13 protein-coding genes are annotated in these 15,026 nt (G+C 41.0%); 10 read left to right on the top strand and 3 right to left on the bottom strand.

Going from position 1 to position 15,026, the window contains the following annotated elements; genetic code table 11:
* Nucleotides 1–132: 132 nt before the first annotated feature.
* The 8 genes from H5079_RS11615 (at nucleotide 133) to H5079_RS11580 (ending at nucleotide 9,735) form a co-directional block, all read left to right on the top strand.
* The gene (locus tag H5079_RS11615; RefSeq protein WP_011329592.1) at nucleotides 133–612 is read left to right on the top strand and encodes a MarR family winged helix-turn-helix transcriptional regulator; all 480 of its coding nucleotides are present in this window, start codon (nucleotides 133–135) and stop codon (nucleotides 610–612) included.
* Between the two features lie 62 nt (nucleotides 613–674).
* Nucleotides 675–1,994: a porin gene (locus H5079_RS11610; protein ID WP_182684139.1), complete on the top strand. Its 1,320-nt coding sequence runs from the start codon at nucleotides 675–677 to the stop codon at nucleotides 1,992–1,994.
* A 183-nt stretch (nucleotides 1,995–2,177) separates the two neighbouring features.
* Nucleotides 2,178–2,573 (top strand): YbaN family protein, encoded by a 396-nt coding sequence (locus H5079_RS11605; RefSeq protein ID WP_041454623.1) that lies wholly within the window; start codon nucleotides 2,178–2,180, stop codon nucleotides 2,571–2,573.
* Between the two features lie 127 nt (nucleotides 2,574–2,700).
* Nucleotides 2,701–3,333 carry a PepSY-associated TM helix domain-containing protein gene (locus H5079_RS11600; protein WP_011329595.1) on the top strand — a complete coding sequence of 211 codons (633 nt, stop codon included), beginning with the start codon at nucleotides 2,701–2,703 and terminating at the stop codon, nucleotides 3,331–3,333.
* Nucleotides 3,333–3,842 (top strand): DUF2271 domain-containing protein, encoded by a 510-nt coding sequence (locus tag H5079_RS11595; RefSeq protein ID WP_089368903.1) that lies wholly within the window; start codon nucleotides 3,333–3,335, stop codon nucleotides 3,840–3,842. The genes H5079_RS11600 and H5079_RS11595 overlap by 1 nt, the downstream gene beginning before the upstream one ends.
* Nucleotides 3,843–3,893: 51 nt before the next feature.
* A complete protein-coding gene (locus tag H5079_RS11590) occupies nucleotides 3,894–4,736 on the top strand; it encodes a DUF4198 domain-containing protein (RefSeq protein ID WP_011329597.1) in 843 nt (280 codons plus the stop codon).
* Between the two features lie 291 nt (nucleotides 4,737–5,027).
* A complete protein-coding gene (locus H5079_RS11585) occupies nucleotides 5,028–7,559 on the top strand; it encodes a TonB-dependent siderophore receptor (RefSeq protein ID WP_182684138.1) in 2,532 nt (843 codons plus the stop codon).
* A gap of 283 nt (nucleotides 7,560–7,842) precedes the next feature.
* Nucleotides 7,843–9,735 carry a monovalent cation:proton antiporter-2 (CPA2) family protein gene (locus H5079_RS11580; protein WP_011329599.1) on the top strand — a complete coding sequence of 631 codons (1,893 nt, stop codon included), beginning with the start codon at nucleotides 7,843–7,845 and terminating at the stop codon, nucleotides 9,733–9,735.
* Here H5079_RS11580 and H5079_RS11575 read toward each other — a convergent pair.
* From H5079_RS11575 to H5079_RS11565, 3 genes are all read right to left on the bottom strand, one after another.
* Nucleotides 9,710–10,423 carry a hypothetical protein gene (locus H5079_RS11575; RefSeq protein ID WP_182684137.1) on the bottom strand — a complete coding sequence of 238 codons (714 nt, stop codon included), beginning with the start codon at nucleotides 10,421–10,423 and terminating at the stop codon, nucleotides 9,710–9,712. The two genes, H5079_RS11580 and H5079_RS11575, sit on opposite strands and share 26 nt — an antisense overlap.
* Nucleotides 10,424–10,558: 135 nt before the next feature.
* A complete protein-coding gene (locus tag H5079_RS11570) occupies nucleotides 10,559–12,352 on the bottom strand; it encodes an alkaline phosphatase (RefSeq protein WP_182684136.1) in 1,794 nt (597 codons plus the stop codon).
* 11 nt (nucleotides 12,353–12,363) lie between these two features.
* The gene (locus H5079_RS11565; protein ID WP_011329602.1) at nucleotides 12,364–13,953 is read right to left on the bottom strand and encodes an alkaline phosphatase; all 1,590 of its coding nucleotides are present in this window, start codon (nucleotides 13,951–13,953) and stop codon (nucleotides 12,364–12,366) included.
* 439 nt (nucleotides 13,954–14,392) lie between these two features.
* Here H5079_RS11565 and H5079_RS11560 point away from each other — a divergent pair, with 439 nt between their 5' ends.
* Both H5079_RS11560 and H5079_RS11555 read left to right on the top strand, forming a co-directional pair.
* Nucleotides 14,393–14,602, top strand: a complete 210-nt coding sequence (locus H5079_RS11560) for a cold-shock protein (protein WP_011329603.1) — start codon at nucleotides 14,393–14,395, stop codon at nucleotides 14,600–14,602.
* 187 nt (nucleotides 14,603–14,789) lie between these two features.
* The gene (locus tag H5079_RS11555; protein WP_011329604.1) at nucleotides 14,790–14,999 is read left to right on the top strand and encodes a cold-shock protein; all 210 of its coding nucleotides are present in this window, start codon (nucleotides 14,790–14,792) and stop codon (nucleotides 14,997–14,999) included.
* The last annotated feature ends 27 nt before the right edge of the window (nucleotides 15,000–15,026 follow it).

Below are 15,026 nucleotides of genomic sequence, written 5' to 3'. Positions count from 1 at the left end.
ATTACTGCTCAAACTAATAAAAACCACAAAAAGCAGGCTAAAATGCAATATATCATTTGAATTCAATTTACTTGATGTGTAACATTTCGCGATTATGGCAAACCATTGCGCCCTTTTAACGAGATTAGCTAAATGCAAAAACATAACGAGTTATTGGTTTCTTTACGTAAAGTGATTCGTGCGATCGATTTACACTCTAAGCAACTGAATAAAACTTCAGGCTTAACTGGGCCACAACTGCTTATAATGCAAGAGGTTTCCCATACAGATGGGATAACAGCAAGCCGTATAGCTCAAAATGTAAATTTAAGCCCGGCAACCGTTACTAATATTCTTGATAGGATAGAAGGTAGAGACTTAGTAACTCGGGTACGTAGCCAAATGGATAAGCGTCGAGTGAGTTTATACCTCACCGATAAAGGAAAGGAGTTACTTGATAAAGCACCGCAACCACTACAAGAGCATTTTATTGCTAAGTTTTCGGCACTTGCAGAGTGGGAGCAGAGCCTATTACTGTCGTCAATGCAGCGCATTGCCGCAATGATGGATGCAGATAAACTTGATGCATCGCCTCTGTTAGAAGTGGGTGCGCTTACTCAAGCTCCTAAATAATAAATTTACACAGGATGTGCTTTTACATCTTAAATTTTCAATCAAAATCTGAGCAGCAATTTATGACTAAACTTTCGAAATTAACACTTGCCCTCATGCTAGCTGGTGCGTCGAGCAATGTATTCGCCGCAGATCTAGACACGCTTCAAACTCAGCTTAAGCAACTTAAACAGCAAATGCAGATGCTAGAGCAGCAATTAGCAGCTGAAAAAACCAAACAACAGAAAATTAATGAGCAACACGAACAACAAGTTGCTCAAATAAGTAAAAAAGCGGAACAAACAACTGTGGTTGCTGCCACTAAAGCTGAAGAGAAAGAATCTGCTGGTATAACCGTAGGTGGTGCTATTCGTACTAACTACAGTGTTACCTCGTATAGTGAAGGTAATGAAGACCGCCTTGGTGACTTTGATTTTGATATTTTTCGTTTAAACCTCTCAGGTGAAGTTGGTGGTGTACTTTTAGGCGGTGAAATTCGCTTTTTTGATTACATGACCGTTATAAAGTCGGCGTGGGCTGGTTATCAACTTAATGATGAGTGGCAAGTACAAGCAGGTATTACTAAAGTACCATTTGGTAACGACCCGTATAACTCACATAATTACTTTTTTAGTACTAACTATTATATTGGCCTAGAGGATGATCACGATCTAGGTATTATGTTTAAACGTAAAGTTAGCGATAACTGGCAACTAGACCTTGGCTTTTTCAAAAATGATGAACTTGGTGGTGTTGACGGTTATGTAGAAGATCGTAGCCATCGTTATTCGTACGATATTGTTGGAAGCCGCCCTGTCGGTGAAGGTATTTACGCAGAGCCTGCAAAACAGCTTGGCGAATACAATACCTTTACAGGTCGTTATGCATACCATTTTGAACACGGTGAAGGCATAACCACTGAAGTAGGTATTTCAGCACTTGCGGGTGGCTTACATGATGGGACCGATCGTGCGGGTGATTACAATGCTTGGGCACTGCACTTAAATAGCCATATTAATAACTGGAATATTCAACTACAACACGGTGAGTATAACTACAATGTTGATAATATAGATCGCATGGCTGTAGGCGCATACGGGTTTTATGATTCAATTGCCGCCGATGCTACTACCAGCACCTTTAACGTAGCATATAGCGTACCAGTACAGTGGGGGCCGGTAAGCAACCTACAGTTTTATAACGACTACGGTATTATTTACAATAAATCAGACAACAGCGCAAATACCTGGATGAACGTAACGGGTGTATCGATTGCCGCCGGTGGACTATTTACTTACATCGATTATGTACATGCGCGTAATCAGCCATTTGTAGGCGGTTCTATCGCGGGTAACGGCGAAACAGAAAGCCGCTTTAATATTAACCTTGGTTATTACTTTTAAGCCAAGTAAGTTAATTAGCTAGTTAATTAGTTACTTATAAAGGGCAACTTTGTTTGCCCTTTTTGCTGCGCTAATTTTACTTATTCCTTTATGTCCACGTATTAAGTAACTGCAATTGCGCTTAAATTACGGCATTAATTACTCTATAATCAAACTAACTATAATTTAATAAAACTAACCTAAGTGAATATAAAAACAACCTATATATATTACAAAAAGGTATGGTTTAAAGTACTTGGCTTAATGCTAGTTGTACTTGGAATTATAGGTATAGTACTACCGGTTATGCCCACCACCATCTTTTTTATTTTAGCTCTGGCCTGTTTTACTCGCTCATCGCCTGCACTTGAGCATTGGCTTTTAAATCATCCACGATACGGCACTACCCTGCACCAGTGGCAAGCACATAAAGTAGTGCCTGTTAAAGCCAAATATTGCGCCGCTTTGGGCATGCTGGTTGGTTTTATATTTTTACTGGCTTCATCTCCTGCTGTTTGGGTTATTTTTTTAGTTGCCATAATTGAAGTGGCTGTAATGATTTATTTAATTTTAAGACCCTCTTCCATACCAAAAAGTTGAATATCCCGCTTTAACAACGTAAATACCCGCTGTTTATAAAAACTTAATGTAAAGTTTAGTAAGTATATTTGTAATAGCTAATACAAATCATTATCATGTGGTAAATATTAATTAGTTTACAGTTATTATGGCGTTTATTAACAAACGAGCTTTATATAGCACCAGCCGGGCTTTACACATTTATATTTCTACAGCGCTATTTTTTTTGCTTATTTTATTTTGTGTTAGCGGCATAGTACTTAACCATGTTGACTGGCTTAAAAATGATAAAAATAATGGCCAAATATCAACTCCAATTCCAAGTGCATTGGCTGCCAAAGCAAATGCGCAGTTAAGTACCTTACCTACACTCTACCCCGAAATAGAAGCTTACTTAGCCAAGCAATATGCGCTCACTAACGTAAAAAGCATTGAATGGGAAAAAGAGGACGCACTGGTAATGCTCGACTACCCATTACCCGCGGGGTTTGCCTACGCCGAGCTCGACTTTATAAGTGGCACACTAAACCTTGATTACCAAACAGGTGGTTTTTTAAGCCTAATTGGCGATCTACATAAAGGCCGACATAGTGGCGAAGCATGGAGTTGGGTAATAGATATCTCAGCTGTATTAATGATCTTATTTGCCATTACCGGCATGATTATTTTATTTCAAAACAGAAAAAAACGCTTAGCAGGAATATGGATAACGGTGTTAGGCATAGCAACGCCTGTCGTTATTTATTTATGTTGGGTTCCACAATTAAAAGGAGTGTATTAATGATTAAATTTAAAGTGTTTATAAGCGCAGCATTACTGCTAGTTGCGACGTTTTTTCAAGCGACTGCGCATGCACAAACTGCACAATTAGAAATTGAATTAAACCTACCCGAATTAGACGTACAACCGTATCACCGCCCTTATGTTGCAGTTTGGCTAGAAACAAGCGAGCGCAAACACGTTACTACGCTGGCACTTTGGGTACAAAAAGCCGAATGGTTTAAAGACTTACGCCAATGGTGGCGTAAAGCCGGTAAAAGTAACCTTAACTTCGACGGCATAAGCGGCGCAACCAAACGAGCTGGATCTTACACCATTAATTGGCAGGGCAATGATTTAGACGGTAACCCAGTAAAACCGGGTAAATACTTACTTAATATTGAAGTGGTACGCGAAGAAGGCGGCCGAGATTACAGCCGTGTCGAAATAGACCTAACACAAGAGGGTAAAATCACGATTGATGGTACCAATGAATTTTCACAAAGCTTCGTCACTATTATTGCCAAGTAATACATAGCAGCAAATAAAGCATCCGCTAAAACCATTTAAAAAGGAACGATTATGAAAATCAATTTACTTAAAAGTGCATTAATTGGCGCACTTACAGTCACTGCACTTGCATCAAGCTATGCTAACGCCCATGCACAATGGTTAGTACCATCGCATACTTCTTTATCTGGCGATAAAGCGCATTATGTAATGATTGACGCGAGTATTTCTAATGAAATTTTTGCTCCCGACAAAGCATACCGCCCAACTGAGAAAGACGCACAATACGACGACAATTTACTGATGGCTATCGGCCCTGACGGCAAACCTATTAGCGATAATATTCGCGCTTACTTTTTACAGCGTAAAAACTCTGCGGCAGTTAAATTAACCAACGAAGGGACTTACCATATTGCAATGAAACGTGAGCCACGTTTAATGACCTTTTATAAGGATGCAAAAGGTGAGCGTCGTCGTGTTTTTGGTGGCAAAAACAGTAAAGATATTCCAGCAGACGCTACAGATATTAAAACAACCAAAGCATTTTCTACCGTTGATACGTTTGTAAGTCGTAACGGCACATCTAAGCCAGCACTACTTGGTAAAGGTTTAGAGATTAGCGGCCCAACTCACCCTAACGATTTATTTGTTGGTGAACAAGCGCGTTTTCAGTTGCTCAAAGCTGGTAAGCCGGCAGCAAACGTTGAGCTGGCAATATTAAAAGGTGATACACGCTACCGTAACGAACGTGGCGAAGTTAAAGTAACCACTGACAAAAACGGCTTTTTTAGCACAACGTGGCAGCACCCGGGTTTATACTTAATTGAAGCAAGCGTGAGCGAAGAGTCGTCTGAAAAAGGCATAGATAACGTGCGTTACTCGTTATTTACTACATTAGACGTTGCGCCAGAGTAATACTTAATTCTTGAATTAAAACATTAAAAACAATAAAGAGGCCAAGTAATTTACTTGGCCTTTTTTATTTACATTTACTAAATTAATTGTATTAAAAAACACCTCAATTCACCCTGTGGTTGCAACTACTCAACACAAGCACACCTATTTAAATTAGTACGTTCAGCGCAAAGTAAACACCAGCCTTAGCTATTTGCATAACTTAGTTTGTTTTGATCTTTGCACTATCCTATTAGCTTCTTTAAGATGCGGCGCTTTTAGACTCAACAATAGCAGCCCTTGGGGGATCACATGACCATACAGCGCTTTTCAGCGAAAAAATTAGCACTTAGCTTGGCCGTTACTACTGCATTGAGCACGCCTTATTCAGTAGCTGTAGCCGCAGAGCCAGATAGTCAAGCACAAGAAAATATCGAAGTAATTTCGGTAACGGGTACTCGTCGCAGCTTACGCAGTATTGCTGAAAGTTCAGTACCTGTTGATATTATTACCAGTCGCGATATGGCCAGTACTGGCCAGCTTGAAATCAGCCAAGTACTTGCAAACCAAGTGCCAAGCTTTAACTACCCAAGCGCAACAATGGGCGATGGTACAGACCATGCTAAACCTGCAGTTTTGCGTGGTTTAGCCCCCGATCACACCCTAGTGCTTATTAATGGTAAGCGTCGTCATTCAGGTGCGCTATTAAACTTAGCTGGCGTAGTTGGGCGTGGTTCAACAGCTGTTGATTTAAATATGATCCCAACATCGGCAATTAAGCGCGTAGAAGTATTACGCGACGGTGCCGCAGCGCAATACGGCTCAGATGCTATTGCTGGGGTTATTAATATAATTCTTAAAGATGCAGCGCAGGGCGGCAGTGTAAGCGTAACTTACGGACAATATGATACTCAAATGGCTGGAGTACCTCAGCTTGAAAGCGTGTACGCAGATGCAAACGGCAACTTAGCATTTAATACTGGCGATGATCGTAAAATGAGCGATGGCGCAACGCGTACTATTAGCGCTAATTCTGGTTTTTCGTTAGCCGATAACGGTTTTGTAAACGTATCTATTGAATATCGTGATAACGACTCTACCCAGCGCTCTGGTTTTGACCCTCGCGAGCAATATAGCCGCCTTGATGATGGTAGCCTAGATCCACGCGAGTTCACTATCGATCGTTACAATCACCGCTTTGGTAAAGCAGAGCTTGAAGACTATGCACTGTTTTACAACATGGGCTACGACTTTGATAACGGCTTAAACTTATACTCTTTTGGTAGCTACTCTAAGCGTGAAGGCAACTCAGGCGGATTTTATCGCCGAGCTGTAGATAAAAATAACATTTTAGACGTTTACCCTAATGGCTTTTTGCCACAAATTGAAACCGACGTAGAAGATTACTCTCTCGCTCTTGGTTTACAAGGTGAAACAGGCGACTGGACATGGGATGTAAGTACCAACTACGGCCGCAACGACTTTGCATTAGGCGTAGTAAATAGCTTAAATACATCTTTAGGTGCCACCAGCCAAACCGAATTTGATAACGGCGCATTGGTTTATGACCAATTTATTGTTAATGGAGATGCCAGCACAGCATTTGATTTAGGTTTACCAGATGACGTATTTTTTACTATAGGTGCTGAATACCGCCACGAAAGCTACAAAATAGAACAAGGCGAAGAAGCTTCTTATATTACCGCGCTTGATAGTAACGGCAACCCAATTGCAGCAGGTGGTGCACAGGTACTATCTGGTTTTGGTCCGCAAAGTGTTACCGACGAAAGCCGCCACAACGTAGCACTTTTTGTTGAATTTGATACCTACCTAACAGAAAAGTGGAATGTGGTTTTAGCCAGCCGTTATGAAGATTACAGCGACTTTGGCGACACATTCACCTCAAAAATAGCAACGCGTTACAGTATTACTGATAACTTATCGTTACGTGGTGCAGCAAGTACCGGCTTTCGCGCGCCATCGCTAGCACAAAGCTCGTATCGTCAAATATCAACCATACTTGAAAACAACCAAGCGTTTGAAGTAGGTTTATTTCCAAGTGACTCTCCAGCAGCACAAGCATTAGGCGCTAAAAAACTAGACGCTGAAGACTCTGTAAACTTAACCGCTGGCTTTGTCTACACTCAAGGTAATTTTAGCCTAACGGTTGATGCATATCGTATTGATATTGATGACCGGATTGTACTCTCTGAAAACCTAGCCGGTGCAGCAGTTGCGCAAATTTTAGCAAACGCTGGTGAGCTAAACACCGAAAGCGTACGCTACTTTACCAATGCAATAGACTCACGTACGCAAGGTGTAGACATAGTTGCAACTTATTTACTGGAACTAGATAACCTAGGCGACGTACGCTTAAACGCAGCGGTTAACTTTAACGACACTAAAGTCACCCATATAGACGACAACCCTGAAGAACTCAATTCGTTAGGTGATGACTATGTTGTATTTGCTCGGCGTGAAGTGGGCCGTTTTGAAGAAGGCACACCAGATAGCAAACTAAACTTATCGGCTGTTTGGAGCTTTAACGAATGGCAAACTACACTGCGTGCCACGCGTTATGGCGAAGTTGCTGATATTTCTACAAGCAGCGACCGAGATGAATACCTAGATGCAAAATGGATAACCGATCTTGAAGTGGCTTATAGCCCTAACGATGAATGGAAATTTGCCGTAGGCGCTAACAACCTGTTTGATCAGTACCCGCAAGCAACTGTAGATAACATTGGTTACTCTAACTTTGGTCAAATATTCCCGTACACCCCCTACGTGCCATACAGTTTAGATGGCCGCTTTTTATACGGTAATATTACTTACCGCTTTTAATAAAAGTGCTAGCTAAAAGTTGAAAGTTATAAAGGATGCATTACGCATCCTTTTTTTGCTGCTTAACGATTGATCTAAGTAACATTCGCGTTAATCCTGAAAAAAATCTCATTATGATTAAAGCAGAGCTAGGGTATGTCAGCGTTAATAATACTTTGAAGGCTGTAAAATTTTAAAAAAAACAGCATTTTTAGCCACTTAAATTATTGTATTTTATAAGCGTGTCAGTCATTCTATTTATACGCAAACCACTTGGGTTTAAAAACTCACCTAGGAAAAACACGTGTTAGAAATAGCTTTAATTTACTTAGCGGCAGCAATTGTAGCTGTGCCTATTGCCAAACGAGTAGGACTCGGATCGGTGCTGGGTTATTTAATCGCAGGCATACTTATTGGCCCTTATGCCTTAGCTATGGTTGGCGATCAAACCGATGTAATGCACTTTGCCGAATTTGGCGTAGTAATGATGCTATTTTTAGTTGGTTTAGAGCTGCAACCTTCACGTTTATGGACATTACGCCACTCAATTTTAGGGTTAGGTGGTTTACAAGTAGTGTTAACCGCAGCCGTTATTTTTGCATCTTGTTATTGGCTGTTTGCCATGCATTGGCAAACAGCCCTTGCCATTGGTTTAATGCTGGCGCTTTCCTCTACCGCTATTGTACTGCAAAGCCTAGAAGAAAAAGGCTGGCTAAAACAAGAAGCTGGGCAAAATGCTTTTTCTGTACTGCTATTTCAAGATATCGCTATTATTCCTATTTTAGCGTTATTACCCTTACTCGCATTTGCACCACTGAGTGGCAACGCCGAGGTTAGTGATTCAATTATTGCCAACTGGCCGGTTTGGCAACAAGTAGGTGCATCGATTGCTGTTATTGCCGCCATTATTGCTTGCGGTAAATATATATCGGCCCCCATTTTTAGATATATAGCGCAAACACATATACGTGAAATATTTACCATTTTTGCGCTTTTTTTAGTGGTTGCTATTGCATTAGTTATGCAAAGTATTGGCTTATCACCTGCGCTGGGTACCTTTTTAGCTGGCGTAGTACTTGCCGAAAGTGAATTTAGGCACGAGTTAGAGGCCGACATAGAGCCTTTTAAAGGTCTGCTATTAGGGCTATTTTTTATTACTGTGGGCGCGTCGATTAACTTTGAACTGTTTTTTAATCAATTTAGCACTGTGATTAGCTTAGTTGTTTTATTGATAGTAATTAAAGCCTGTATTTTATTTGCGCTGGCTTTTACCTTTAAAATAAATAAAAAGCAGCAACTATTATTTACACTGGCTTTGGCACAAGGAGGCGAATTTGCTTTTGTATTATTAAGTGTAACTAGTACGCTAAGCATTTTAACGCCCGAACAAACCGCATTAACAACCTTAGTGGTGGCTATTTCTATGTTAATAGCCCCTTTATTATTAATGTTTTACGAGCAACTGCAAAAACGCGATAGCAGCGTAAAGCCTGAATTTGATAAACCCGAGCATATTAGCAGCGCTAAACATGTCATTATTGCGGGCTACGGTCGCTTTGGCCAAGTAATGGGGCGTTTACTGCATGCCCAGGGTTACGAAATAACAGTACTTGATCATAGCCCTACGCAAATTGAATTATTACGCCGCTTTGGTAAAACGGTATTTTATGGTGATGCTGGGCGTCAGGAGCTACTTGAAGCCGCAGGTGCAAAAACAGCACAAATGCTGGTAGTGGCTATAGATAACCCCGATAAAACATTAGAAATTATTAAGCTTGCGCAAAAAAACTACCCGCAGTTAAAAATTGTTGCACGTGCTATCGACCGTCGTCACGCTTATCAATTACTTAGTTTAAAAGTAGATGCCTTTAATCGTGAAACTGTTGATTCTGCCATCAGCCTTGCAGTTAAAGCGCTCGAGTTATTAGGTAACAATAAACCCGATGCCGAGCGAGCTGGTAAGCTATTTAGAGATCACGACCGCGCCAGTGTATTACAGTTAGCAAAATTATGGGGCGACGATATTAGCTACGGTGTAGCTGTACGCCAGCGTATGGAAGATTTAAAACAAGTGCTACAACAAGACAAACAAGCACAAGAAGATTTAAATACCTGCGACGACAACGACTATATTGCGGGCTTAACAGAGGACGCTGCCAAGCCCAAAAAATCTAATGATAATGCTCACCTTGGATAGCTTGCCCCTGCTGGTTATAAAAGCCAGTGGCGCTATGCTCAATAAAACCAAGGTTAATCATTTTAGCTAAAAAGGGATCGTTTTCGTTGTCGCCTATATCGGCATAGTCAGTAGTTTGAAAGTTATCCCATTTAGCAAACTGAGCAACTATCGCTTGCTCGTTACTACTTACATTATTAAGGCTGAGTAAGGTGCTTACTTGGCTTTTTTTACTGCTGACACTAAATGTTTTAACCAACTTTGACTGTGTAAATAAAGCCAGCTTATACTCAGTTTCAGCTTCGTTTAACACATAGTTTTTTACTTCATCACAACCTGTACCCTGAGTATTTACTAACGTCATTTTTGCTATTAAATGCGCATCCACCAGCTGGTTTTTTGCACTCCAGTTTTGTACTCCACGTACTTCTGACGGTTGGTATTCAATACCCCGCTGCTGAGCATTAAAGTAACAAATTGGCCGTATTTGCTTATTAGTTAAATGCTGCCACAGTTCGGTCGTTATTTCGTTTTGATGCGCTACTTGTTGCTGGTTTCGCCACAGGGTTAGCGCTTGAGTTGTTGGCTCGTTATTTTTATTGTTGGTTACAGTGTAAGTTGCTTTTAATAGCGCTGGGTTAACATTGCATTGCTGGGAAAAAGCGCTGCTACTGAATAATACGGTCATCATTAATAATGCTTTTTTCATTGGGTACTCTTTTTAAATGGCTCTAATTTATGCTTTTAACATAGCTAAAAATAATGGCTGTTTTATGACAAAATATAATATAAAAACAACCCGCACAGAGTACGAGTTGTTTTGCACACACAATTTATAAACTTACTACTGCGCCACTTTGTCGTTTGCTGTTTTAACTAAATCTGCGGCAAAGTCCATTACATGAAATAAAAAGCTTTGCTCATTAGTGCCTGTCACTAAGTGCGCACCAGGGCCTATAGCATATACGCCAACATCTTCACCTGCGTGTGTTTCTGAGCTCATTGGTACCAGCGCTTCTTGATGAAAACCAGGGGTAGTAGTATCAACATTGGTTAAATCAACCCGCCCTGTTACTGGTGCAAAGTTATAACCTACGTCAGCATCTGTTTCGCTACCGAGGTTTCTAAAACCACCACCATTGGTATAACCTAGCGTTGTATATGGCATATCATCGGCCGCTAGGCTTGGCGTTGTTTCGCCTACGCCCACCACTTTACCTAAAATAGGATTACCGCGTTTAGGGTAACCCGCAATGGTAAATACATGGCTGTGATCGGCTGTTACAACAATAAGCGTTTCCTCTGGATTGGTGTTATTCATGGCAACTTGTACTGCTTTTGCCAATTCAATGGTGTCGTTTAAAGCGTTATATGCATTACCCGCATGGTGCGCGTGATCAATACGACCCGACTCAACGGTTAAGAAAAACCCTTTGTCGTTTTTGCCCAGTACATTTATGGCTTTTTCGGTCATTTGTGAAAGCGAAGGCTCGCCAGCAATATCTTTTGCGCGGTCTGCTTCGTACTGCATGTGAGATTCGTTAAACAGCCCAAATACTTTAGTAGCATCATCGCTAATTGCATCAAAACCGGTTTGATCCATTACGTAAGTACCATTTGGATATTGCGTTTTCCATTCACTAATTAAATTACGATTATCAGTACGATCCCCTTCAACTGCACTTACTGCATCGGCTGAATTAAACGCAGCATCTTTTGGTAAAAAATGACGACGCCCGCCACCCATAACAACATCAATGCCATCTACATCAACACCATTAAAGCGCGCATTTAGGTTGGCTTCAAAGTTAACCAGTTGCGATGCAATATCTTCACAATTAGCTGACTCGCTCGCGGGCATATCAGAAATATCTTCCCAGTTACGATCGGCCGATTTTGCGTACATAGCCGCAGGTGTTGCATGAGTAATGCGGGCAGTTGAAATAATACCGGTCGCTTTACCCGCAATTTCAGCAAGCTCTAGTGAGGTAACTAGCTCATGTCCTTTGCCCGACACACAATTACCACGCTCAACCGCTTCATCAATACCAATAACACCCACATCGGTTTTAACCCCTGAGGCCATTGCGGTCATAGTGCCGGCCGAATCGGGCGTTTGTGCATCTACGTTATAGGTTTTTACAAAACCTGAATACGGCATAGTTTCAAAGCTTAATTGATGCTCCTCACCCATTTCACCTTCTAACTGCCCGGCTAAAATACGCGCTGCAGTTATTGTCGAAATTCCCATACCATCGCCAACAAATAAAATAATATTTTTAGCCTTGCCTGACTCAGTCACTATGCTCGCATTTGCTGTTTTTGTGGTTGCTAACTTGGTTTGTGCATCGCTAAACCAAGCATTACTAGTAAGCGATGCTAACTGCTCGCTGCTAAGCGACGTAGCTGGTGCATTACATACTAAGTTACTTGATGTAGCCTCACTGCTTTCTAATATTCCATTACCGTTGGTATCTTCGCCTGTTTGTGTTGTTACTCCGCCGTTAACACATTGCTCAGACCCGACAGCAATTACGTTATTGACAGTTAATATACTATTTTGGTTTTTATCGCTGTCACTTGAGCAACCCGTTAGTGCAAGAGTTACTGCTAAAGAAAGTACCGTTAATTTTTTCATGTTAGCCGCCATTATTGCTGAGTTAGTTCAAGAGCTTGATTAATTATATGAAACACTACATTTTGCTCAATTACGCCTTGTGCAAGCTGAGCACCGGGGCCTGTTGCATGCAATGAAATGTCTTCACCTGCGTGTGTTTCCGAGGCCAATGGCACTGTTGTTTCTTGATGAAAACCAGGGGTTGTTGTATCAATCCCTTGTAACTCAACGCGCCCTGCCACAGCAGCACTTGCATAGCTTGCATCGGCATCTGTTTCATCACCTAAGTTTCTAAACCCTAAACCATTGGCGTAACCAACTGTGGTATAGGGCTTGTTATCGGCAGCTAGGCTGGGGGCTGTTTCGCCCACGGCCACAACTTGACCTAAAATAGGGTTGCCGCGTTTGGGATAGCCCGCAATAGTAAATACATGACTGTGATCGGCAGTGACTAAAATGAGGGTTTCTTCTGGATTGGTGTTATCAACCGCAGCTTGTACCGCTTTGGCCAACTCTATTGTGTCGTTAAGTGCATTATAGGCATTGCCCGCATGGTGCGCGTGATCAATACGACCCGATTCAACGGTTAAGAAAAAGCCTTTGTCGTTTTTGCCCAGCACTTCAATTGCTTTAGTAGTCATATCGGTAAGTGAAGGCTCGCCAGCAATATCGTTTGCGCGGTCTGCTTCGTATTGCATGTGGGATTCGTTAAATAAGCCAAATACTTTAGTAGCGTCATCGGCAATATTATCAAAGCCGGTTTGGTCCATAACATACGTTGCAGTAGGGTATTGCGCTTGCCATTCACTAATCAAATTACGATTATCGGTACGATCCCCTTCTATTGCGCTTACTGCGTCTGTTGAATTAGCTGCTACGTTTTTGGGTAAAAAGTGCCGACGTCCGCCGCCCATAACAACATCAAGGCCATCTATATCAGTACCAACAAAACGCGCCTCTAGGTTTTTTTCAAAGTTAATTAGTTGCGAGGCAATATCTTCACAGCCAGCTGCAATTGCATCCTCTGGCATGTCTGAAATATCTTCCCAGTTACGATCGGCCGATTTAGCATACGTTGCTGCAGGCGTTGCATGGGTAATTCGCGCTGTTGAAATAACCCCAGTTGCTAGGCCTTTAATTTCTGCCAGCTCTGTTGCTGTTAGTAACTCGTTGCCCGCAACTGTTGAACACATCCCACGCTCTATATTTTCGTCAACACCTATTACGCCAACATCGGTTTTTACACCCGAGATCATCGCAGTCATAGTGCCCGCAGAATCGGGAGTTTGTGCATCTACGTTATAGGTTTTAACTTGTGCGGAATACGGAAATGCCTCAAAGCTTAAGTAACCCTCCTCCCCCGATTGGTTATTGCGTTGTCCTTGTAAAATACGTGCGGCGGTTAGCGTTGATACCCCCATACCATCACCAACAAATAAAATTACGTTTTTAGCTTTGGTGGCTTTAACACTCTGCGCTTGGGTAGTTTTTGTTGTTAATTTTGTTTGCGCAGCACTATACCAACTGCTGTCTTTTTGGCTTTGCGGTAATACATTGGCATAACTAGCTGCGTTAAACGCAAATGTTAGCGCTATTGCCGCAGCAACTTTTTTAATTTTCATCCATAATTCCCATTATTTAGTGATTATTTTTTAAAAAATGTGTGACCACAAAAAGATCAACCGCTGCACTATAAAAAATAGATATGACTAATAAAGGTAATTTTTATGAAAGTTAAATGACTAAATTTATGAATGTAACTACTATAAAATCAAAACGCATTAAAAACACAAAACAAAGTGAAAAAATAAAACCCTTAATTTACAAATGGATATAAAATAATCATGCCGTTTTATATAACTTTTAATTATATAAAGCTTGCTACATGTTTTAACTTACTCTAACATGCCTGCATCGGGTTGATTGAAAACCCAGCTTATTTGTAAGTACCACGTTGTTATTAGTAATAATCCTGCGCGTTATCCTCAGTTATATGCTTGTTTTCTCCCTGTTAAATTGCCTATTTTAAGGCACACTTTTATTAATTCTTAGGATACTATTATGTCTAATACTACAACTGGTACAGTAAAATTTTTTAACGAAGCAAAAGGTTTTGGCTTTATCGAGCAAGAATCTGGCGCAGACGTGTTTGCACATTTCAGTGCAATTTCAGGCGACGGTTTCAAAACTTTAGCTGAAGGCCAACGTGTACAGTTTACTGTTACTCAAGGTCAAAAAGGCCCACAAGCCGAAAACATTGTTTGCATCTAATTGCATAACAATTTAATGGGTTAGCAATAACCCATTTAGAATACTAGTTTGAAAGAAGTTCTGTTTTATTTGTTAGTACCGAGTTGTTTTAGTAATAATCCTACGCGTTATCCTCAAGTTAACTATTTTTTCCGGCTCAATCGCCTCTTTTCAGGCACACTTATATTAATTTTTTAGGATACATATTATGTCTAATACAACTACTGGTTCAGTAAAATGGTTTAACGAAGCAAAAGGTTTTGGCTTTATCGAGCAAGAATCTGGCGCAGACGTGTTTGCACATTTCAGTGCTATTGTTAGCGACGGTTTCAAAACTTTAGCTGAAGGCCAACGTGTACAGTTTACTGTTACTCAAGGTCAAAAAGGCCCACAAGCCGAAAACATTGTTTGCATCTAATTGCATAACAATTTAATGGGTTAGCAA

This window comes from Pseudoalteromonas sp. SG44-5, assembly GCF_014164175.1.
GTDB lineage: Bacteria > Pseudomonadota > Gammaproteobacteria > Enterobacterales > Alteromonadaceae > Pseudoalteromonas > Pseudoalteromonas nigrifaciens.
This window is presented reverse-complemented; position numbering and strand designations above follow the sequence as displayed.